This is a genomic window from Solicola gregarius (genome assembly GCF_025790165.1).
Lineage (GTDB): Bacteria > Actinomycetota > Actinomycetes > Propionibacteriales > Nocardioidaceae > Solicola > Solicola gregarius.
Window position 1 is genome coordinate 2939635 of sequence record NZ_CP094970.1, and the last position, 23139, is coordinate 2962773.

Below are 23139 nucleotides of genomic sequence, written 5' to 3' on the forward strand. Positions count from 1 at the left end.
CCCTCGGAAGGACCCCCTCTTGGCCGCCTCGCGCACTGCCGCACCTGCAACGACCAACCCTCGCATCTCATTCGCCAAGATCAAGGAACCTATGGAGGTTCCTGGCCTGCTCGAGATGCAAACCGACAGCTTCTCCTGGCTCGTCGGTGACGACGACTGGAAGGCCGGCGTCGATGCCGCGCTAGCTTCCGGGCGTACAGACGTATCCACCAAGTCCGGCCTCGAGGAGATCTTCGAGGAGATCTCTCCGATCGAGGACTTCTCCGGCACGATGTCGCTCTCGTTCCGCGACCACCGCTTCGAGCCGCCCAAGAACTCCGTCGAGGAGTGCAAGGACCGCGACGTCACGTACGCCGCGCCGCTGTTCGTGACCGCTGAGTTCATGAACAACGAGACCGGCGAGATCAAGTCGCAGACCGTCTTCATGGGCGACTTCCCGCTGATGACCGACAAGGGCACCTTCGTCGTCAACGGCACCGAGCGTGTCGTCGTGTCCCAGCTCGTCCGCTCGCCGGGCGTCTACTTCGAGCGCACGCCCGACAAGACCAGCGACAAGGACGTCTACACCGCCAAGGTGATCCCGTCGCGTGGTGCGTGGCTGGAGTTCGAGGTCGACAAGCGCGATCTCGTCGGCGTACGCCTCGACCGCAAGCGCAAGCAGAACGTCACCGTCCTGCTCAAGGCGCTCGGCTGGACCGAGGCGCAGATCCTCGAGGAGTTCGGCCAGTACGAGTCGATCCGCGCGACCCTCGAGAAGGACCACACGGCCGGCCAGGACGACGCGCTGCTCGACATCTACCGCAAGCTGCGCCCGGGCGAGCCGCCCACGCGTGAAGCTGCGCAGACGCTGCTCGACAACTACTACTTCAACCCGAAGCGCTACGACCTCGCCAAGGTCGGCCGCTACAAGATCAACAAGAAGCTCGGCACTGTCGAGGCCTTCGACCAGCAGACGCTGACCATCGACGACATCGTCGCCACGATCCGCTACATCGTCGCGCTGCACGCCGGCGAGACAGAGCTCGAGGCCGCCGGCGGCACTGCGTACGTCGAGGCCGACGACATCGACCACTTCGGCAACCGCCGCATCCGTACGGTCGGCGAGCTGATCCAGAACCAGCTCCGCACCGGCCTCGCCCGGATGGAGCGGGTCGTACGCGAGCGGATGACGACCCAGGACGTCGAGGCGATCACGCCCCAGACCCTGATCAACATCCGGCCCGTCGTCGCGGCGCTGAAGGAGTTCTTCGGCACCTCGCAGCAGTCGCAGTTCATGGACCAGAACAACCCGCTCGCCGGCCTGACGCACAAGCGTCGTCTCTCGGCGCTCGGCCCGGGCGGACTGTCCCGTGAGCGCGCGGGCTATGAGGTTCGCGACGTCCACCCGTCGCACTACGGCCGCATGTGCCCGATCGAGACGCCGGAAGGCCCGAACATCGGCCTGATCGGCTCGCTCGCGACGTTCGGCCGGATCAACCCGTTCGGCTTCGTCGAGACGCCGTACCGCAAGGTCAAGAACGGCAAGGTCAGCGACAACATCGATTACCTCACGGCAAGTGAGGAGGACCGGTTCGTCATCGCGCAGGCCAACTCGCCGCTCACCGAGAAGAGCACCTTCGCCGACGACCGCGTCCTCGTACGCGAGCGCGGCGGCGAGGCCGAGCTGGTGCCCGCCGACGAGGTCGACTACATGGACGTCTCGCCGCGCCAGATGGTGTCGGTCGGTACGGCGCTCATCCCGTTCCTCGAGCACGACGACGCCAACCGCGCGCTGATGGGCTCCAACATGCAGCGCCAGGCGGTCCCGCTCGTACGCAACGACGCACCGCTCGTCGGCACCGGCATGGAGTACCGCGCCGCCGTCGACGCCGGCGACGTCACCGTGGCCAGGAAGCCCGGCGCCGTCACCGAGGTGTGCTCCGACTACGTCGAGGTGATGAACGACGACGGTACGAACCAGACGTACCGGCTGGCGAAGTTCCGTCGCTCCAACCAGGGCACGTGCATCAACCAGCGTCCGCTCGTCTCCGAGGGCGACCGGGTCGAGGTCGGCACCCCGCTGGCCGACGGCCCGTGCACCGACGAGGCCGAGATGGCGCTCGGCACCAACCTGCTGGTCGCGTTCATGCCGTGGCAGGGCCACAACTACGAGGACGCGATCATCCTCTCCCAGCGTGTGGTCCAGGACGACCTCCTCACCTCGATCCACATCGAGGAGCACGAGGTCGACGCCCGCGACACCAAGCTCGGGCCGGAGGAGATCACCCGCGACATCCCGAACGTCAGCGAGGAGATGCTCGCCGATCTCGACGAGCGCGGCATCATCCGCATCGGCGCCGAGGTCGGCAACGGCGACATCCTCGTCGGCAAGGTCACCCCGAAGGGCGAGACCGAGCTGACCCCCGAGGAGCGGCTGCTGCGCGCGATCTTCGGCGAGAAGGCGCGCGAGGTTCGCGACACGTCGCTGAAGGTTCCGCACGGCGAGTCCGGCACCGTCATCGGTGTTCGCGTCTTCGACCGCGAGGAGGGCGACGAGCTGCCCCCGGGCGTCAACCAACTGGTCCGCGTGTACGTCGCGCAGAAGCGCAAGATCTCCGACGGCGACAAGCTCGCCGGACGCCACGGCAACAAGGGCGTCATCTCGAAGATCCTGCCCGTCGAGGACATGCCGTTCATGCCCGACGGCACCCCCGTCGACATCGTGCTCAACCCGCTCGGTGTTCCCGGCCGGATGAACGTCGGCCAGGTGCTCGAGACACATCTCGGCTGGGTGGCGAAGGCCGGCTGGGAGGTCGAAGGCAACTCGCAGGAGTGGCAGAAGCGGCTCAAGCGGATCGGCGCCGACACGGCCGAGCCCGACAGCAACCTCGCGACGCCCGTCTTCGACGGTGCCCGCGAGGACGAGATCCAGGGCCTGCTGGCATCGACTCGACCCAACCGCGACGGCGACCGCATGGTCGGCCCCGACGGCAAGGCGACCTTGTTCGACGGGCGCAGCGGCGACCAGTTCCCCGACCCGGTATCGGTCGGCTACATGTACATGCTCAAGCTGCACCACCTCGTCGACGACAAGATCCACGCCCGCTCGACCGGCCCGTACTCGATGATCACCCAGCAGCCGCTCGGTGGTAAGGCGCAGTTCGGTGGTCAGCGGTTCGGCGAGATGGAGGTGTGGGCGCTCGAGGCGTACGGCGCGGCGTTCGCGCTGCAGGAGCTGCTCACCATCAAGTCCGACGACATCCTCGGCCGCGTCAAGGTGTACGAGGCGATCGTCAAGGGCGAGAACGTTCCCGAGCCAGGGATCCCCGAGTCGTTCAAGGTCCTCGTCAAGGAGATGCAGTCACTGTGTCTCAACGTCGAGGTGCTCTCGAGCGACGGCACCGCGGTCGAGCTCCGCGACGCCGAAGAAGACGTCTTCCGGGCAGCCGAGGAGCTGGGCATCGACCTTTCGCGTCGAGAGCCCAGCAGCGTCGAGGAAGTGTGAGCGGTGGGGCCTATGAGCGAGCTGGTAGGCCCCAACCCTCGGCTTCTGACCTTGCGTAGTTTCAGTAACAACATTGAGGATGCGAAGACAACGTGCAGGACGTGAACTTCTTCGACCAACTGCAGATCGGCCTTGCGACTGCAGAGGACATTCGTACCTGGTCCCACGGCGAGGTGAAGAAGCCGGAGACCATCAACTACCGCACGCTCAAGCCCGAGCGCGACGGCCTCTTCTGCGAGAAGATCTTCGGCCCGACCCGCGACTGGGAGTGCTACTGCGGTAAGTACAAGCGGGTCCGCTTCAAGGGCATCATCTGCGAGCGCTGTGGCGTCGAGGTCACCCGCTCGAAGGTACGCCGCGAGCGGATGGGCCACATCGAGCTCGCCGCGCCCGTGACCCACATCTGGTACTTCAAGGGTGTGCCGTCGCGGCTCGGCTACCTGCTCGATCTCGCTCCGAAGGACCTCGAGAAGGTCATCTACTTCGCCGCGTACATGATCACCCAGGTCGACGAGGACGCGCGCCACCGCGACCTGTCCTCGCTCGAGGCCAAGATCGACGTCGAGCGCAAGGGCATGGAGTCCAAGCGCGACAACGACATCGAGCAGCGGATGGCCAAGCTCGAGGAAGACCTCGCCGCCCTCGAGGCCGAGGGTGCCAAGGCCGACCAGCGTCGCAAGGTCAAGGACGCCGCCGAGCGCGAGGCCAAGCAGATCCGCGACCGCGCGCAGCGCGAGATCGACCGTCTCGACGAGGTCTGGGATCGCTTCAAGAACCTCAAGGTCCAAGACCTCGAGGGCGACGAGATCCTCTACCGCGAGATGACGTACCGGTTCGGCAAGTACTTCGAGGGCTACATGGGCGCCGCGGCGATCCAGAAGCGTCTCGAGACGTTCGACCTGAACGCCGAGGCCGACTCGCTGCGCGAGACGATCAACACCGGCAAGGGCCAGCGCAAGACCCGCGCCCTGAAGCGGCTCAAGGTCGTCTCGGCGTTCCTCGCCAACAACAACGACCCCAAGGGCATGGTGCTCGACGCCGTTCCGGTGATCCCGCCGGAGCTGCGCCCGATGGTCCAGCTCGACGGTGGCCGGTTCGCGACGTCCGACCTGAACGACCTGTACCGCCGGGTCATCAACCGCAACAACCGGTTGAAGCGGCTGCTCGACCTCGGCGCACCCGAGATCATCGTCAACAACGAGAAGCGGATGCTGCAGGAGGCCGTCGACTCGCTGTTCGACAACGGCCGCCGCGGTCGCCCCGTCACCGGGCCGGGCAACCGTCCGCTGAAGTCGATCTCCGACATGCTCAAGGGCAAGCAGGGTCGCTTCCGGCAGAACCTCCTCGGTAAGCGCGTCGACTACTCCGGCCGCTCGGTCATCGTCGTCGGCCCGCAGCTCAAGCTGCACCAGTGCGGTCTGCCCAAGCAGATGGCGATCGAGCTGTTCAAGCCGTTCGTGATGAAGCGCCTCGTCGACCTGAACCACGCGCAGAACATCAAGAGCGCCAAGCGGATGGTCGAGCGCGGCGTACGCGCCGAGGTCTGGGACGTCCTCGAAGAGGTCATCGCCGAGCACCCGGTGCTGCTGAACCGCGCACCGACGCTGCACCGGCTCGGCATCCAGGCGTTCGAGCCGCAGCTGATCGAGGGCAAGGCCATCCAGATCCACCCGCTCGTCTGCTCGGCGTTCAACGCCGACTTCGACGGCGACCAGATGGCCGTGCACCTGCCGCTGTCCGCGGAGGCGCAGGCCGAGGCCCGCATCCTGATGCTGTCGACCAACAACATCCTGAAGCCGGCCGACGGTCGCCCGGTGACGATGCCGACGCAGGACATGATCATCGGCATCTTCTTCCTCACGTTCGCGCGTGAGGACCAGCCGGGTGAGGGCCGCGCATTCGGCTCGATCGCCGAGGCGATCATGGCGTTCGACCACAAGGAGATCAGCCTCCAGTCGCCGATCAAGCTCCGCTTCCGCGACGGCGAGACGCGCGAGACGACCCTCGGCCGGGCGCTGTTCAACGAGGCGCTGCCGGAGGACTACCCGTACGTCGACTACGAGGTCGGCAAGAAGCAGCTCGGCGTGATCGTCAACGACCTCGCGGAGCGGTACTCCAAGGTCGACGTCGCGAACGCGCTCGACAACCTCAAGGACACCGGGTTCCACTGGGCCACCCGCTCCGGTGTGACCATCTCCATCGAGGACGTCGTCACGCCGCCGCGCAAGCAGGAGATCCTCGCGACGTACGAGGACCAGGCCGTGAAGGTGCAGAAGCAGTTCGGCCGCGGCCTGATCACCGATGACGAGCGCCGCCAGGAGCTCATCGAGATCTGGACGCAGGCGACCAACGAGGTCGCCGCCGAGATGGAGGGCACCTTCGACAAGGAGAACCCCATCTACATGATGGTGCACTCCGGAGCCCGCGGAAACATGATGCAGGTACGCCAGATCGCCGCCATGCGTGGACTCGTCGCCAACCCGAAGGGCGAGATCATCCCGCGGCCGATCAAGGCGAACTTCCGCGAGGGCCTGTCGGTCGTCGAGTACTTCATCGCGACCCACGGCGCCCGCAAGGGTCTCGCGGACACCGCGCTGCGTACCGCCGACTCGGGCTACCTGACCCGTCGACTCGTCGACGTCAGCCAGGACGTCATCATCCGCGAGGACGACTGCGGTACCGAGCGGGGCCTGCCGAAGGTCATCGGTCAGCGCCTCGACGACGGCCGCGTCATCGCGACCGAGAACGTCGAGACGTCGGTGTACTCGCGTACCGCCGCGACCGACATCGCCCACTCCGAGACCGGCGAGGTGCTGGTCAAGGCCGGTGGCGACATCGGTGACGTGCAGATCGCCGAGCTGGTCGACGCCGGTGTGGATCAGATCAAGGTCCGCTCCGTGCTGACCTGCGAGGCACGTACCGGAACGTGTGCCAAGTGCTACGGCCGCTCGCTGGCGACCGGCAAGCTCGTCGACCTCGGTGAGGCCGTCGGCATCGTCGCCGCCCAGTCGATCGGCGAGCCGGGTACGCAGTTGACCATGCGTACCTTCCACACCGGCGGCGTCGCCGGTGACGACATCACGCACGGTCTGCCGCGCGTCGTCGAGCTGTTCGAGGCCCGCCAGCCCAAGGGCCGCGCGCCGATCACCGAGTCGGCCGGGCGGATCGAGATCGACGAGACCGACAAGGGTCGCAAGATCCTGGTCACGCCCGACGACGGCACGGATGTCCAGGAGTACCCGGTCACCAAGCGTGCCCGGCTCCTGGTCGGCGACGGCGACCATGTCGAGGTGGGCCAGCAGCTCACGCACGGTACGCCCGACCCGCAGGAGGTTCTGCGGATCCTCGGCGTACGCAAGGCGCAGGAGCACCTCGTGGACGAGGTCCAGGAGGTCTACCGCAGCCAGGGCGTGTCGATCCACGACAAGCACATCGAGATCATCGTCCGGCAGATGCTGCGCCGGGTCACGGTCATCGAGCAGGGCGACACGAACCTGCTGCCCGGGGACCTGCACGACCGGGTGCGCTTCGAGGAGGAGAACCGTCGGGTCGTATCCGAGAGCGGTTCGCCCGCGTCGGGCCGTCCGGTGCTGATGGGCATCACGAAGGCGTCGCTCGCGACCGACTCGTGGCTGTCCGCGGCGTCGTTCCAGGAGACGACTCGGGTGCTCACCGATGCGGCGATCCACGGCAAGTCCGACTCGCTGCGCGGTCTGAAGGAGAACGTCATCATCGGCAAGCTGATCCCGGCGGGCACCGGCCTCGAGCGGTACCGCAACATCCGGGTCGAGCCGACCGAGGAGGCGCGCGCCGCGGCGTACTCCGTCAGCGGTTACGAGTCGTACGACTACGACTTCGGTCAGAGCACCGGGCAGTCCGTCGCTCTGGACGACTTCGACTTCGGTTCGTACCAGAACTGACACGCTGTCCGCGTAAGTGGCGGCCGCTCCCGTGAGGGGGTGGCCGCCACTTCGCATGCCGCCGATGCGTCAATCCCGCGCGCGGAATCGGGCGGGGTAAGGTCCGCGCGGCGGTCTAGTCGAGCACCGTGAACACCATCGTCCGCGTGAACTCTCGCCCGTACGCGTCCGTCGCCGTCACCTCGGCACGGTGCGTACCCTCATCGAGCGTCGTGGACAGCTCGAGCCGCCACAGGTGCATGGTCCGGTCGGCGACGCTGCCGCCGTTGACGAGTTGCTGGGCGACCGCGTGCGGGTCCGACCACTGCGGACCGACCCGCTGGTCCTCGCCCTGCATCGGTTGCGTACGCACGGCCTCGTCCGCGGGCTCTCCGTCGATGCTCACCTCGACCGTCGAGCCGGTCGAGCCCATCCAGAAGTTCGTCGTCAACCAGCTGCCTTCCTGCAGGTCGGCGCGGGTGATGCGGCGCAGGTCGCCGAGCTCGGGTGCCTCGCCCTGCTTGTCGTCGTTCCACTTGCTCCGCGCGACGTACCACTTGCGGTACGTCGGCGAGTTGACGCTCAGTTGCAGCTGGTAGTCGTCCTCCTTGCCGGTGACGGTGTAGCGCTCCTCGAACGAGCTGCCGTCGACGTCGAGCGTCAGGATTCCCGGCCGCCCGCCGTCGCGGCCGACCGATACCGGGTAGCCCTCGGGCGTCAGCTCGCCGGAGTACCAGTCGCCCGCGATCGCGCCGGCGACGATGTGCGGGAACGGCAGGCCGTCGATGCCGAAGATGTCCTTCCAGCCCTTGACCAGGTCGCCCGTCACCATGTTCTCGATCGAATGCGTGTGCCCCGCCACCGCGACGGCCTCGCGGCCCTCGAGCAGGTCGTAAACCTTGCGTAACTGGTCGGTCTGATGGATCGGGCTGCCCTCGTCGGCGAACGTCAGCAGCGGGATGTGGCTCGCCACGACGACGAGCTTGTCGTTCGGCACAGTCGCGAGGTCGCGCTCCAGCCAGGCGAGCTGCTCCTTGCCGAGCCGGCCGTTGTACGCGGGGTCGCTCTTCGGGTTCTCGCACTCGGGATGGTTGCCGTCGCCGTTGTCGACGTCGGGCGTGCACGGGTAGCGAACGGTGTTGAGCGCCACCACGTGTGCGTCGCCTACGTCGTACGAGAAGTACGTCGGGGCGAGCTGCTCGCGGAAGGTGTCGAAGGAGTGGTCGGCCGTCGGCGAGTCGTAATCGAGGTCGTGGTTGCCGGGCAGGAACCGCACCGGCCCGTTGAGGTGCTCGACGAGCCCGCGTACGTCCGGGTAGAGCGAGAGGTCGTCGCCAACGACGTCGCCGATGAACAGCGAACCGCATCCGGCGTAGTCGGTGCGGTTCGACAGGTCGGTGATGGCGCCGTCGCGCGCGTACCCGATCTCGGTCTTGTCGTACGGCTGCAGGTCGCCGGCGATGACGCAGCTCTGCTCGGCCGCGGCGGTGTCTTCGCTCGGCGTGAGCGGGAAGTTGACGGCGCCCGGCAGCGGGCCGGTGGGCTTGATCCCGCCGTACTTCAGTTTCGGAGAGCCCTCGGGGAGATGCGTGTAGTGGAACTGTGCGACGTTCGACTCGTCGACCGGCACCTGGTACCCGGCCGGCTGAGTGATGAACACGGTCATGTTGTCGTACGCGGGTAGTTCGTATCGTCCCTGCCGGTCGGTGGTGACGACGTCACGGCCGTTCGACACGGTGACACCGGCGAGGCCGCGCTCGGGGGAGTCGCTGCTGCTGTCGTGGTCGCGGTCGACGAAGACGCGGCCGGAGAGGGTGTTGTCGTTCGAGGCTGCGCCGGGCTGGCGTACGACCTCGACGTGGCCGCGGTACGCGCTGGCGTCCCAGGTCTCGGGGGCGGCAGCGTGCGCGGTCGGCGAGGACGACGGGCCGGCGGTGGAGAGGGCGGCGACAGCGATGGCGCCGGATGCGATGAGTGCGAGGCTGGTTCGACTTCGGTGCGGAGCGGACATGTTCGGGTGACCTCCCGGTTGCGAAGTGCCGCGGCCGGGTTTCGGCCGCTACGCAGGTGATTCCCGGGAGGGCTGAACGTGCGGCGAGGCTTGGTGGAACTGTCGGTGACCGCTCGGTGGCGTGTGCGGGAGCGACGGCTCGGCGGTGCGGGAGCGACGGCTCGGCGCGTCAACTCCGACGACTCGGCGGTGCGGGAGCGACGACTCAGCGGTGCGGGAGCGACGACTCAGCGTCCCCGTCGGCGCGGAACAGCCAGCGCAGCCGTGGCTCGAACAGCGGGCGGAAGCCCTCGGACACCGCGCGGGTCATCAGCAGGTTCGCGAGTACGAGCGCGGCAAGGGCGGCGATCCCGATGCCGATGGACCCGTGGTCGCCCAGGTACGAGAACGCGCCGTAGTACGACAGCGCCAGCACCACGAATCCGTGCAGCAGGTAGCAGTACAGCGTGCGCTGCCCCATCGTCGAGTACCACGCCCGCCTGTGCGGTACGAGCGCGAGCACGGCGGCCGCGAGCACGAACCCGATCGCGAGCAACGCGCCGCGGGTCGCGATCCCGTCCAGCGCACCGGCATCGAGCGGCGACTCCGAGTACGCGTCGCGCCAGTACAACCACGACATCGTCCAGTGCTCGGGCTCCTGCACGCAGGCGTACGCCGCCGCGCCCAGCACCGCGAGCGCGCCGATGCGCACGCGCAGATCGCGGAGCCGTTCGAAGTGCTCGCGGCGCAGTTGCATGCCCACGACGTAGAACGGCAGGTAGCCGATGATCTGCGGGATGGCGAGAACGTCACTCACGGGTGCGAGCCCGCCGACCAGCGAGCATCCGATCGCCACCGGGATCGGCCAGCGGACCGCTCGCCAGATCGGCGTGGTCAGCCGCCACACGAACAGCGCCGCGATGAACCACGTGAGCCACTCCGGCTCGAGCACGTGCAGGCTCAGCGGCTCATCGGCGAGCCACGCCTCGAACGCCTCGAGGCCGATCTCCACCAGCAGGTACGGCACGACGAGCGTGCCCACCATGCGGCGCACCTCGCGCGGCGTACCGCTGTAACGGCGCCCCAGGTAGCCGGAGATGAGGATGAACACCGGCATGTGGAAGAGGTAGATCCAGCGGTACGCGGCGCGTGCTTCGTCGAGCGCGAGCAGCGCCGTCAGGAAGTGGCCGACGACCACGAGCAGCATCACCCAGTACCGCGCGTTGTCGAGGAACGGGTCTCGGGCCGTCGCCGCTCGGGGACGTGCGACGTCGGTCGACGGGGCCGTAACACTCATAGGGGATCGCGGTATGTCCTCTTCTCGCTCGTGTGGTCGCTCCCCACCGTGCCAGTTACCGATTCGTTACTCAAAGCCGAGTAGCGTGACGGCGTGAGTGAGGAATCCCACCCCGTACGACGCCAGCGCGTCGCCGCGTACGCGCGGGTGATCCGCGACGGCGCGGTGCTGCTGACCCGGATCTCGCGCCGCGGCCACCCTGCCGGGGCATGGACCCTGCCCGGCGGCGGCGTCGACCACGGCGAGAGCCCGCGCGACGCGCTGGTCCGCGAGGTGTACGAGGAGACCGGGCTACGCGCCGAGGTCGGCGCCCTGCTCGACGTACACGACACGCACTTCACCGGCATGGCGCCGACGGGGACGCTCGAGGACTATCACGGCATCCACCTGGTCTTCGCCGCGACGGTGCCCGACGACGAGCCGCTACGGGTGACCGAGACCGACGGTACGACCGACGCCGTGCGCTGGGTCCGGCTGGCCGACGTCGCCGATCAACCCGTGCTCGAGGTGGTCGGCTTCGCGCTCGGCTTGTCGGACCCGTCCTTGTCGGGCTCGTCGCCCTCGGACCCGCCCGACTTGTCACGCTTGTAGCCCGGCGTCGGACCCGGCGGCGAGTTCGAGCCGTCGGAGAACAGCAGCTCGATGTAGTTGCCTCGGCCCGTCGCAACGGCCGTCACGGCGACGGCCGGACCCGAACCGTCGTTACGCGGCGTGTACGTGATGCTGCGCTCGTTGCGGTCCTCGACCTCGTCGATCTTGGGCGTCGTGGCCTCGTCGGCGAACGCGCGTACGTACGCGCGGGCGATCCGCTCTGTGTCCGCGCCGTCCTTGACGGCCAGCATCGCTACCTTGGGCGTCGCGCTGCTGAGGATGACCTCCGTGTTCGGGCGGATCTTCCACTCGGGAGTGAGGATCCAGTCGCCCGGCATCGCCGGTCGTTCGCGCTTCATCGTCGGCCACTTGGGCTCGGACTGTTCGTCGGGAGACGAGTCCTCGCCGTCCTCGGACTCGCCCTCGTCGGTCGGGTCGCCGCCCTCGTCGCCGGTGTCCGCGTCCTCATCGTCGGCGGAATCGGACGATTCGTCGCTCGCATCGCTGACGCCGGTCTTGCCCTGCGCGTTCTTGGCTCGTTCCTGCGCGATCGCGTCCCGCTGTGCCTGCTGCGCGTCGATCGCGTTCTGCTCCTCACGCGCCTGTGAGTCGGGGGGGTTCGCCGTCGCCGTGGTCGGCAGGCTTCGCCACCTGCTCGAGCGTCAGCACCATGACCGGCCGGAGCAGGGAACCCGCCGCCGCGAGGCGGGAGCCGTGGTCGCCCGGGTACACGGTCAGCTCGACGGCGACGTGCTCGTCATCGTCGGTCGTACCCCGGGCCGCGAGCCGGCAGCCGACGTACACGCCGTTGTCGACCGCGCAGTAGTCGCGCCAGTGGTCGGCGTCGATCTCGCTGCCCTCCAAGGCGTCGGCGAGCTCCGAGATGGTGGCGTGGACCACCTCGGAGGGGTCGTCGTCGACGCGGAGCATCGCGGTGGTGAAGTCCGGCGGCGTCGGCTCCTCCGGGTCGCGGGTCTCCGGGTTGGTCTCGTCGTCGTGTTCGTCTGTGAACGCGTTGGCCCGGCCGTCTGCGGCGTCGATGACACTCTCGACGTCGACCCGGCGCTGCCGGATCAGCGGACCGACCTGCACCGCGCCGTCCGGGACCTCGATGCCGAACGAGATCGGCGTGCCGGACGCGGCCTCGTGGCGTACGACCTCGTCGGGTTCGACCGCGACATGCTTGGTGGGAGTGTCAGAGGCGTCGGTGTCCGACCCGGACGTACACGCCGTCGCGACCGTGAGCAGGGCACACGTCGCGATGCCGGTGACGACACGTCTCATGACTACCCTTCGGCCGGGAGAGGACAACTCAGCGGCGGCCGATCCGCGACGCTCGGACGAGGACGCAGTGAAGTCGGCCAACGTAACGTAGGTTACCGGTGCGCGAACGGCGGACGCGATGCGTGACGGTGGGGTTCCCATCACAATCGGACAACCTTGGCCGCACGAGCGTCGCACCGGCGCCGATGGCCACTGCGCGGACGCGTATCTCACGCCCCCGGCCCGCCCCCTAGTCTGTCCTGCGAGGCAGCCCGATGGCGGGCGGTGAAGGGGTGGGACTTGCGATGACGGTGGTGGAGACGGCGACCGGCGACGTCGTCGCGGCGCTGCGCCGAAACGGTGTCGGCGACGTCGACGACTCGAGCCTGGCGCGGGCGTTGTACAGCAGCGACGCGTCGCTGTACCGGGTCACTCCGCGCGTCGTCGTACGTCCGCGGGCGATCGAGGAGGTGCTCGCAACCGTCGCCGCGTGCTCCGAGACCGGCACACCTCTCACCGCACGCGGCGCGGGTACGTCGATCGCGGGCAACGCGGTCGGTACGGGGGTGGTGCTCGACTTCCGCAGACACCTCGGCGCGGTCGAGCACATCGACCCCGAGGCGCGTACCGCCGTCGTACAACCCGGCACGGTGCACGCCGCACTGCAGAAGGCTGCCGCACCGCACGGCCTGCGCTTCGGGCCCGACCCGTCGACACACACCCGCTGCACCATCGGCGGGATGATCGGCAACAACGCGTGCGGCTCCCGCGCGCTCGGGTACGGCCGGATGGCCGACAACGTCGCCGCGCTCGACGTCGTCACGATCAACGGCGAGCGCCTCGACCTCGTCCGCGGAGCGCGTACGTCGTCGCCGACCCTCGACGCGCTCGGCGACGTGGTCAGCGACGGCCTGTCCACGATCCGCACCGAGTTCGGCCTGTTCGGACGACAGGTCTCGGGCTACAGCCTCGAGCACCTGCTGCCCGAGAACGACTTCGACATCGCGACCTTCATGACCGGCACGGAAGGCACCCTGGCGATCCAGCTCGGCGCCACCGTCGACCTGGTACGCGACGCACCGCACCGCGTACTCGTCGTGCTCGGATATCCGTCGATGGCGCACGCCGCGGATGCCGTACCCGCGCTGCTGCCGTTCGGCCCCATCGCCTGCGAGGGCCTCGACTCGCGCATCGTCGACGTCGTACGCGCACAGCGCGGCGCGCATGCCGTGCCCGAGCTGCCCGACGGCCAGGGTTGGCTGTTCGTCGAGCTCGCCGGGGAGGAGCCGGCCGAGCTCGCGTCGATCGCCGACCAGGTGTCGCGCGCGTCGGACGCCGTCGCCAGCCGCACCGTCGAGGCCGCGGGCGAGCGCGCGGCCCTGTGGCGGATCCGCGAGGAGGGCGCCGGGCTCGCCGCGCGTACGCTCGACCGCCCAGCGCTGTCGGGTTGGGAGGACGCCGCCGTTCCACCCGACAAGCTCGGCGGCTACCTCCGCGAGTTCGAGGCGTTGCTCGCGGACCACGATCTGCAGGGCATCCCGTACGGCCACTTCGGCGACGGATGCGTGCACATCCGGATCGACTTCCCGATCGACGAGCCGGGCGGTACGACCGTGTTCCGCGGGTTCCTCGAGGAGGCCGCCGACCTGGTCGCACGCCATGGCGGCACGCTGTCCGGCGAGCACGGCGACGGCCGCGCGCGCTCCGAGCTGTTGCCGCGGATGTACTCCGCCGACGCGATCGGCCTGTTCGAGCGGGTCAAGGCGGTCTTCGACCCCGACGACCTGCTCAACCCCGGCGTCCTCGTACGCCCGCGCGCGCTCGACGCCGACCTGCGAATCTCCGGGCGCGGGGCCGTACGTGATCGACTCGCGCTGAAGCTGATTCACGACGGCGGTGACTTCGGCGCGGCGGTCCATCGGTGTACGGGGGTCGGCAAGTGCATCGCGGACTCCACCGGCACCGGGGGCGTGATGTGCCCGTCGTACCTCGCGACCCGCGACGAGAAGGACTCGACCCGCGGCCGCGCGCGCGTACTGCAGGAGATGGTCGACGGTCGCACCGTGACGAAGGGGTGGAAGTCGCCCGAGGTGCACGAGGCGCTCGACCTGTGCCTGTCCTGCAAGGGTTGCGTCAACGACTGCCCGACCGGCATCGACATGGCCACGTACAAGGCCGAGGTGCTGCACCAGACGTACCGCGGGCGACTGCGGCCCCGTAGCCACTACCTGCTCGGCTGGCTGCCGCGGTGGGCGCGGCTGTCGGCGCCGATCGCCTGGCTCACGAACCTGATGCTGATGACACCGGGCCTGCGCTCGGTCGCCCGCTGGGTCGCCGGGGTCGACCAGCGTCGCAGCCTGCCGCGGTTCGCGACCACGACCTTGCGCCGCTGGGCGAAGCGCCGCGGCGTACGCGGGCCCGGCCGGCACGGCGACGTCGTGATCTGGGCCGACTCGTTCACCGACTACTTCTCGACCGACGCGGGCAAGGCCGCGATGAGCGTGCTCGAGGACGCCGGCTACTCGGTGCGCGTACTCGACAAGTCCGCTTGCTGCGGGCTGACCTGGATCTCCACCGGACAGCTCGATGCGGCCCGAAAACTGGTGGGCAACACGATCGGGGTGCTGCACGAGGTCGTCGCGTCGGGTACGCCGGTCGTCGGGCTGGAGCCGTCGTGTCTCGCGGTGCTCCGCTCCGATGCGCTCGAGCTGGTCGACGATCCTCGCGCGCAGGAGGTCGCCGAGGGCGTCCTCACCCTCGCCGAGCTGCTCGAGCGTACGGACGACTGGACTCCGCCCGACCTGTCCGGCACCGAGATCGTGGCTCAACCGCACTGCCACCACGCGTCCGTGCTCGGCTGGCGAGCCGACGCGGCCCTGCTCGAACGGTCGGGCGCCACCGTGAGCAGGATGGGTGGCTGCTGCGGTCTCGCCGGCAACTTCGGCGTCGAGAAGGGGCACTACGAGGTTTCGGTCGCCGTCGCGGAGCACCAGCTGCTGCCGGCAGTACGCGCGGCGGGCCCCGACACTGTCGTCCTCGCCGATGGGTTCTCCTGCCGTACGCAGCTCGACGACCTCGCAGGCGTACGCGCGAAGCACCTGGCCGAGCTGCTCGCCGAGCAGCGGTGAGGGCCGCCGTCGGCCCCCGTTTTGACCGGGATACCGGGAGCCGGTAGTCTTGTCCGATGTGCCTGGGCTTCCCAGGCCATCTAGTGTGCCAAGACGCCGTCAAAGTACGGCGGGCACGACACGCCCGAGTGCGGGGGTCGGGGCGCAAGCCGCTCACCCCACCTGGGCACGTGCATGACCCAGCAGCCCGCCAGAGAAGGAAGTATGTAGTGCCCACGATCCAGCAGCTGGTCCGCAAGGGCCGTCAGGACAAGGTGGCTAAGCAGAAGACACCGGCCCTGAAGGGTTCGCCACAGCGTCGCGGCGTATGTACGCGCGTGTACACGACGACGCCGAAGAAGCCGAACTCCGCGCTGCGCAAGGTGGCACGCGTCAAGCTCTCGAGCGGCATCGAGGTCACCGCGTACATCCCGGGTGTCGGCCACAACCTGCAGGAGCACTCGATCGTGCTCGTGCGTGGCGGTCGCGTCAAGGACCTCCCCGGTGTGCGTTACAAGATCATCCGCGGCTCGCTCGACACCCAGGGTGTGAAGAACCGCAAGCAGGCTCGCAGCCGTTACGGCGCGAAGAAGGAGAAGAGCTGATGCCGCGCAAGGGCCCCGCACCGAAGCGACCGATCGAGATCGACCCGGTCTACAGCAGCCCGCTGGTCACCCAGCTGGTCAACAAGGTGCTCGAGGACGGCAAGAAGCAGGTCGCGCAGCGCATCGTGTACGCGGCGCTGGAGGGCACCCGCGAGAAGACCGGCACCGACCCGGTCGTCACGCTCAAGCGCGCGCTCGACAACGTCAAGCCGAGCCTCGAGGTCCGCAGCCGCCGCGTCGGCGGCGCGACGTACCAGGTTCCCGTCGAGGTACGCGCCGGCCGCCCGACGACGCTGGCCCTGCGCTGGATCGTCAAGTACTCCAGCGAGCGCCGCGAGAAGACCATGTCCGAGCGGCTCATGAACGAGCTCCTCGACGCCTCGAACGGTCTGGGTGGCAGCGTGAAGAAGCGCGAAGACACCCACAAGATGGCCGAGGCCAACAAGGCATTCGCTCACTACCGCTGGTGAGCACCCCACACATCAGCACTGCGTACGACGCAGACATTCATCAGTAAGGGAAGAAACTCCAGGTGGCCATAGACATCACCACCGATCTGACCCAGGTGCGCAACCTCGGCATCATGGCTCATATCGACGCGGGCAAGACCACGACGACCGAGCGGATCTTGTTCTACACCGGCATCACCTACAAGATCGGTGAGGTCCACGATGGCGCGGCCACGATGGACTGGATGGAGCAGGAGCAGGAGCGCGGCATCACGATCACGTCCGCCGCGACGACTGCGTGGTGGAACAAGACGCAGATCAACCTGATCGACACCCCCGGTCACGTCGACTTCACCGTTGAGGTCGAGCGCAACCTGCGCGTCCTCGACGGTGCGGTCGCGGTCTTCGACGGTGTCGCAGGAGTCGAGCCACAGAGCCAGACCGTATGGCGCCAGGCGAACAAGTACGGCGTACCCCGGATGTGCTTCATCAACAAGATGGACCGCACCGGTGCCGACTTCTACTTCTGCGTCGACACCATCGTCGAGCGGCTGAACTCCACGCCGCTGGTCATGCAGCTCCCGATCGGTGCCGAGGCCGACTTCATCGGCGTCATCGACCTGGTGCAGATGCGCGCACTCACCTGGCGCGGCGAGACCGGCAAGGGCGAGGAGTACGAGGTCGAGGAGATCCCGGCCGACCTCGCCGAGAAGGCCGCCGAGTACCGCGAGAAGTTCATCGAGACGCTCGCCGACGCCGACGACGAGATCATGGAGATGTACCTCGAGGGCGAGGAGCCCACGGTCGAGCAGCTCAAGGTCGCGGTACGTCGGGCGACGATCGCCGACAAGCTGAACCCGATCCTGTGCGGCACCGCGTTCAAGAACAAGGGCGTGCAGCCGCTGCTCGACGCGATCGTCGACTACCTGCCGTCCCCGATCGACGTCGGCGCCATCCACGGCCACGACGTCAAGGACGAAGAGGTCGTCGTCGACCGCGAGCCGAAGGAGAGCGAGCCGTTCTCCGCGCTCGCGTTCAAGATCGCGTCCGACCAGCACCTCGGCAAGCTCACCTACATCCGGGTCTACTCGGGCCGACTCGACACCGGTACGCAGGTCTACAACCCGACCAAGGGCAAGAAGGAACGCATCGGCAAGATCTACCAGATGCACTCCAACAAGCGCGAGGAGATCGCGAGCGTCGGAGCTGGCCAGATCGTCGCGGTGATGGGCCTGAAGGACACCACGACCGGCGAGACGCTGTGCGACCAGGCCAACCCGGTCGTGCTCGAGTCGATGACGTTCCCGGCCCCGGTGATCCAGGTCGCCATCGAGCCGAAGTCGAAGGCCGACCAGCAGAAGCTCGGCACCGCGATCCAGCGGCTGCACGAGGAGGATCCCACCTTCACGGTGCACACCGACGACGAGACCGGCCAGACCATCATCGCCGGCATGGGCGAGCTGCACCTCGACGTGTTCGTCGACCGGATGCGTCGTGAGTTCAAGGTCGAGGCCAATGTCGGCAAGCCGCAGGTCGCGTACCGCGAGACGCTCAAGCGCAAGGTCGAGAAGGTCGGCTACACCCACAAGAAGCAGACCGGTGGGTCCGGCCAGTTCGCGAAGGTGCTCATCAACGTCGAGCCGACCGGTGCCGTGGTCGGTGGCGAGGGCGGCTACGAGTTCGCCAACGAGATCACCGGCGGTCGTATCCCCAAGGAGTACATCCCGTCGGTAGACGAGGGTGCGCAGGAGGCCATGGAGTTCGGCGTCCTCGCCGGATACCCCATGGTCGACGTCAAGGTGACGCTGACCGACGGTCAGTACCACGACGTCGACTCGTCCGAGCTCGCGTTCAAGATCGCCGGTTCCATGGCGTTCAAGGAGGCGGCGCGAAAGGCTGACCCGGTGATTCTCGAGCCGATGTTCGCGGTCGAGGTCACCACCCCCGAAACCTATCTCGGGGACGTCATCGGCGATATCAATTCGCGTCGAGGACAGGTTCATCAGATGAGCGAACGGCACGGCGACCGGGTGGTCGAAGCGTTGGTTCCGCTATCTGAGATGTTCGGGTACGTTGGCGACCTGAGGTCGAAGACCTCGGGGCAGGCGTCGTACTCGATGGAGTTCGACTCATACGCCGAGGTTCCCAGGAACGTCGCGGAAGAGATCATCAAGAAGGCCCGGGGCGAGTGATCTCCGACCTGTAATAGGGTCGGTGCGCGCTCAACCGCACGGCGTACGACATTCAATCGAGGAGGAGCCCCAGTGGCTAAGGCGAAGTTCGAGCGGACTAAGCCGCACATGAACATCGGCACCATCGGTCACATCGACCATGGGAAGACGACTCTGACGGCGGCGATCACCAAGGTACTGCACCAGAAGTACCCGGATCTGAACGATGACTACGCGTTCGATTCGATCGACAAGGCGCCCGAAGAGAAGCAGCGCGGCATCACGATCTCGATCGCGCACGTCGAGTACCAGACCGAGAACCGCCACTACGCGCACGTCGACTGCCCGGGGCACGCCGACTACGTGAAGAACATGATCACTGGTGCGGCGCAGATGGACGGTGCGATCCTGGTCGTCGCCGCGACCGATGGGCCGATGCCGCAGACGCGTGAGCACGTGCTGCTCGCCCGCCAGGTCGGCGTTCCCGCGATGGTCGTCGCCCTGAACAAGTGCGACATGGTCGACGACGAGGAGATCCTGGAGCTCGTCGAGCTCGAGGTCCGCGAGCTGCTCTCCGAGCAGGAGTTCGACGGTGACAACGTCCCGGTCGTCAAGGTCTCCGCGTACCAGGCGCTGCAGGGTGACGAGAAGTGGGCCGACGCGATCATCGAGCTGATGGACGCGGTCGACTCCTACATCCCGCAGCCCGAGCGCGAGACCGAGAAGCCGTTCCTGATGCCGGTCGAGGATGTCTTCACCATCACCGGGCGCGGCACGGTCGTCACCGGCCGGATCGAGCGCGGTGTCGTCAAGGTGAACGAGACCGTCGACATCGTCGGTATCCGCGAGGATAAGCAGACGACGACGGTCACGGGCATCGAGATGTTCCGCAAGCTTCTCGACGAGGGCCAGGCGGGCGAGAACGTCGGCCTGCTCCTGCGCGGTACGAAGCGCGAGGACGTCGAGCGCGGCATGGTCGTCATCAAGCCGGGTTCGACCACTCCGCACACGGAGTTCGAGGGCCAGGTCTACATCCTGTCCAAGGACGAGGGCGGCCGTCACACGCCGTTCTTCAACAACTACCGGCCGCAGTTCTACTTCCGTACGACGGACGTCACCGGCGTTGTCACGCTGCCCGAGGGCACCGAGATGGTCATGCCCGGCGACAACACCGAGATGTCGGTAGAGCTGATCCAGCCGATCGCCATGGAGGAGGGCCTGCGCTTCGCCATTCGCGAGGGCGGTCGTACCGTCGGCGCCGGCCGGGTCACCAAGATCAACAAGTGATCTAGCGACCAAACCAAGGGCCCCGAAATCCGCTCCGCGGGTTTCGGGGCCCTTGTCTATGGTGCGTCGAACCCGCCGAGGTACGGATTCCTGCCAATAGAAGTGGCCCTAGTGGCAGGACGACGTACCTCGGCGAGTAGTTCAGCCAGATTGGGCTGTGGATAACCGCTTTCGCAGGTCGAGTTGCGCCATTGTTCTCCCATGCCGGTGATCAAGGACATTCCACCCGAGCTCAAGACCGAGCCCGTACTCGAAGCCGATGCGCGCGCTTTTGGATTGACGACGAAGTTGCTCCAGCGCTCCGGATTCCGTCACGTGCACCGTGGCGTCTTCGTCTGGCGCGGACTGGAGGACTCTCCCGAACTGCAGTACGACGCCGCGCAACTCACGATGGACCGGATCGCGCTCGCGTCTCACCAGACCGCCGCGCAACTGCACGGTCTTCCGGTGCCAGGGCCCAAGACACCGCACTTCTGGCTTCCGGAAGGCGAGAAGGGCCGAGACACCCGTGGCCTCCATGTGCACTGGTACAAAGTCGGCCAGGTACCGGCGTACACGATGGTCGACAACCGTAGAGCAACAACGATCGGCAAGACGTTCGTCGACCTGGCGACACAGCTCGGGTTGTTCGACCTTGTGGCTTATGGTGACGCTGCCATCAAGCGACCGGGCGTCACGATCGACCTCCTTCGCCAGCTGTCCCTCGAGCGTGGGCGCCGCCACATTCGCAAGGCGCGCCAGGCCGTCGATCTCATCCGTGACCGCGTGGACTCTCCGCCCGAGACGCACCTGCGCCTGCTCATGCTGCTTGCAGGGCTGCCCGAGCCGAAGGTGAACCTCAAGGCGTACGACGCGGCCGGCGAATGGATCGCGACGCCGGATCTGAGCTACCCGGAGGTGAAGCTCGCGATCGAGTACGACGGCAGCCATCACGGCCGGCGACGTAAGCAATGGAAGCGCGACGTCGATCGCAACGCGATCTACCTCGACAACGGTTGGATCGTCATCGTCGTACTGGCGGAGCACCTGTACCAACGCCCCCATCTGCTCCTCGACCGAATCGTCGGTCACCTGCGCGATCGTGGCCTCCCCGATCTGCCCGACGTGCTCAGTGGGGCATGGGAGCCGTACCTGCGTGAGATCCGCAATTGAACTGGCGTTTCGCGCGGGCTTAGCCGCCGAGGTACGTCGTCCGGCCACCAGACGGCGCCCTATTGGCACGAGTTCGTACCTCGGCGGGATCGGCGAGCCCAATGCCGCGCGGGGAGCAAGCGAAAGCCCACCGCTCCGGAGGGAAAGAGGGAGCGGTGGGCCTTCACGGGCCCCTACGCCGGAGTGGGTGGCGCAGGGGTGGCTGTGCGGATCAGTTCGCGGTGTACACCAGCGCACCGTCCTTCGTCTTGATCCGGAGCTGGGCGCCGTCGATCTCGTAACCGACCGAGCCGTCGAGAACTTCCCGAACGCTGCGATCGACGGCCTTCTTCGACGCAGCGCAGTTGGCCGAGGAGCCCGCCGAGTCGCCAGTGACCTGGATCGCGTCGCTCGAAACGTCGACCTCGGCGGTTTCGGTGCTGCAACCGGTCGAGACGGCGAGCTCGTCAGAACCGTCGTACGACAGCGTCGCCGGCCTGCCTTGTGGCGCGCTCGACACGACGTCGCCCGAGACGATCGAGTCGAGCTGCCACCGCGTACCCGCCAGCGACTTGTCGTCGATCGACTCGACCGCGAGCGCGACGTCGCTCTCACCGTTGTCGAGGTTCAGCCGATCGCCGTCGATGCTGACCTGCGGACCGGAGTCGAGGAACGACTCGAGCCACGCATCGGATCCGGCCCGGCCGGGGCAGAAGGCCATCGTCTGGCCCATCGACGAGGAGACGAGTACGTCGTCGCTCATGTCGTAACGCCCGTTGAACGTGTTGCAGCCCGCCGATGCGGAGTACGTGCCCTTCTCGAACGAGATCTCGACGTCGGCCTTCTTGGGCAGGCCACTGGACTCGGCGTCGTCGAGTACGTAGGTGTTGCCCGCCACCGTGACCGGATCGGGCAACGAGGCGCCGAACCCGGCCGCGGAGTCCGCACCCGCAACGTCGGTCGCGGGATCGTCGGCCCACGGCTGGCCGACGGCCAGCCCGACCGCGCCGGCGACGACCGCAACGCTCGCGATCGGCGTCGCGACCTGGCTGCGGACGCGACGCCGCTGTGCGCTGGTGAGCGCCTGGGTCACATCGCCCGTGGGCTCGACGGCGTCGCCGGCCTGGCGGTAGAGGTCCTTCAGCTGCGTGTTCATTCGGCTACCTCGACTGATTCGGCGGTGAGCAGATGCGGTGCGGTTTCGCGGAGCTTGGCGAGCGCCGCGTGTGACTGACTCTTGACAGTGCCCGTGGAGCAGCCGAGCAGGCGCGCCGTCTCGGCCTCGGAGAGGTCTTCGTAGTAACGGAAGTACAGCGTTGCGCGTTGTCGCGCGGTCAGGGTCTGCAGCGCCCGGCCGAGTGCGGACTTCGCGACGACCGCGGACTCTATGTCGTGACCGGACTGGCGCTCGGGCACCTCATCGGTGGCGTACTCGGAGATCTTCTGTCGCCGGCGCCAGCGGGACCGGACGAGGTTCAGCATCACCTGGCGCACGTACGCATCCGGATTGCCGTCCGGATGGATGCGGTGCCACTTTGCGGCTGTCTTCACCATCGCCTCTTGTAGTAGATCCTCGGCCGCGTTGTCGTTGCCGGTCAGGAAGAAGGCGGTCCTGGACAGGTCGGAACGCCGCGCCGCGAAGAACTCGCGGAACCCGTCGTAGCGATCTGTCATCTGCCTTCCCTCCGGTGACTCACCCCCCTAGTACGCACGAGTGCCGAGAATGGTTGGCCGTCGTCGGCATCCGCGAGAACAGACATTGGCGGGGCCGCCGCCGGGCCCACGAGACGGGCGCGATCACGCCGAATCCGGGGAGCAGTACGCCGGTGCGGGCGAGCCCGGGAGAGGTGCCGGACACCTCGATT

15 protein-coding genes are annotated in these 23139 nt (G+C 67.6%); 9 read left to right on the forward strand and 6 right to left on the reverse strand.

Features of this window, described 5'->3' with window-relative positions; all coding sequences use genetic code 11:
• The first annotated feature begins 19 nt into the window (after positions 1-19).
• Together rpoB and L0C25_RS14455 are read left to right on the forward strand one after the other, a co-directional pair.
• Complete coding sequence (rpoB, locus tag L0C25_RS14450; protein ID WP_271632370.1) at positions 20-3484, forward strand: DNA-directed RNA polymerase subunit beta; 3465 nt, start codon at positions 20-22, stop codon at positions 3482-3484.
• Between the two features lie 92 nt (positions 3485-3576).
• Positions 3577-7404: a DNA-directed RNA polymerase subunit beta' gene (locus L0C25_RS14455; protein ID WP_271632371.1), complete on the forward strand. Its 3828-nt coding sequence runs from the start codon at positions 3577-3579 to the stop codon at positions 7402-7404.
• Positions 7405-7519: 115 nt separating this feature from the next.
• On the opposite strand, the gene L0C25_RS14460 is transcribed toward L0C25_RS14455, so the two are convergent.
• Positions 7520-9394, reverse strand: a complete 1875-nt coding sequence (locus L0C25_RS14460) for a calcineurin-like phosphoesterase family protein (RefSeq protein WP_271632373.1) — start codon at positions 9392-9394, stop codon at positions 7520-7522.
• A 205-nt stretch (positions 9395-9599) separates the two neighbouring features.
• Positions 9600-10670 (reverse strand): acyltransferase family protein, encoded by a 1071-nt coding sequence (locus L0C25_RS14465; RefSeq protein WP_271632375.1) that lies wholly within the window; start codon positions 10668-10670, stop codon positions 9600-9602.
• A 93-nt stretch (positions 10671-10763) separates the two neighbouring features.
• Between L0C25_RS14465 and L0C25_RS14470 the strand changes: the two genes are divergently transcribed.
• Positions 10764-11261: an NUDIX domain-containing protein gene (locus L0C25_RS14470; RefSeq protein WP_271632376.1), complete on the forward strand. Its 498-nt coding sequence runs from the start codon at positions 10764-10766 to the stop codon at positions 11259-11261.
• Here L0C25_RS14470 and L0C25_RS14475 read toward each other — a convergent pair.
• Both L0C25_RS14475 and L0C25_RS14480 read right to left on the reverse strand, forming a co-directional pair.
• Positions 11162-11620, reverse strand: a complete 459-nt coding sequence (locus L0C25_RS14475) for a hypothetical protein (RefSeq protein ID WP_271632377.1) — start codon at positions 11618-11620, stop codon at positions 11162-11164. The genes L0C25_RS14470 and L0C25_RS14475 overlap by 100 nt on opposite strands.
• A 235-nt stretch (positions 11621-11855) precedes the next feature.
• Positions 11856-12545 (reverse strand): hypothetical protein, encoded by a 690-nt coding sequence (locus L0C25_RS14480; protein WP_271632378.1) that lies wholly within the window; start codon positions 12543-12545, stop codon positions 11856-11858.
• Positions 12546-12829: 284 nt separating this feature from the next.
• On the opposite strand from L0C25_RS14480, the gene L0C25_RS14485 reads away from it, so the two are divergent.
• From L0C25_RS14485 to L0C25_RS14510, 6 genes are all read left to right on the forward strand, one after another.
• Positions 12830-15652 (forward strand): FAD-binding and (Fe-S)-binding domain-containing protein, encoded by a 2823-nt coding sequence (locus L0C25_RS14485; protein ID WP_271632379.1) that lies wholly within the window; start codon positions 12830-12832, stop codon positions 15650-15652.
• A gap of 209 nt (positions 15653-15861) precedes the next feature.
• A complete protein-coding gene (rpsL, locus tag L0C25_RS14490; RefSeq protein ID WP_271632380.1) occupies positions 15862-16236 on the forward strand; it encodes a 30S ribosomal protein S12 in 375 nt (124 codons plus the stop codon).
• Positions 16236-16706 carry a 30S ribosomal protein S7 gene (gene rpsG, locus L0C25_RS14495; RefSeq protein WP_271632381.1) on the forward strand — a complete coding sequence of 157 codons (471 nt, stop codon included), beginning with the start codon at positions 16236-16238 and terminating at the stop codon, positions 16704-16706. The genes rpsL and rpsG overlap by 1 nt, the downstream gene beginning before the upstream one ends.
• Before the next feature lie 113 nt (positions 16707-16819).
• On the forward strand, positions 16820-18877 hold the full coding sequence (gene fusA / locus L0C25_RS14500; protein WP_408641705.1) for an elongation factor G: 2058 nt from the start codon (positions 16820-16822) through the stop codon (positions 18875-18877).
• Between the two features lie 72 nt (positions 18878-18949).
• The gene (gene tuf / locus L0C25_RS14505) at positions 18950-20143 is read left to right on the forward strand and encodes an elongation factor Tu (protein ID WP_271632383.1); all 1194 of its coding nucleotides are present in this window, start codon (positions 18950-18952) and stop codon (positions 20141-20143) included.
• A gap of 201 nt (positions 20144-20344) precedes the next feature.
• Positions 20345-21295 carry a hypothetical protein gene (locus L0C25_RS14510; RefSeq protein ID WP_271632384.1) on the forward strand — a complete coding sequence of 317 codons (951 nt, stop codon included), beginning with the start codon at positions 20345-20347 and terminating at the stop codon, positions 21293-21295.
• Positions 21296-21506: 211 nt separating this feature from the next.
• Here L0C25_RS14510 and L0C25_RS14515 read toward each other — a convergent pair whose 3' ends face one another.
• Both L0C25_RS14515 and L0C25_RS14520 read right to left on the reverse strand, forming a co-directional pair.
• Positions 21507-22430, reverse strand: coding sequence for an META domain-containing protein (locus tag L0C25_RS14515; protein ID WP_271632385.1), 924 nt, complete (start codon positions 22428-22430; stop codon positions 21507-21509).
• Entirely contained in the window at positions 22427-22948 is a 522-nt protein-coding gene (locus L0C25_RS14520; protein ID WP_271632386.1) for a SigE family RNA polymerase sigma factor, read from the reverse strand. The genes L0C25_RS14515 and L0C25_RS14520 overlap by 4 nt, the downstream gene beginning before the upstream one ends.
• Between the last annotated feature and the right edge of the window lie 191 nt (positions 22949-23139).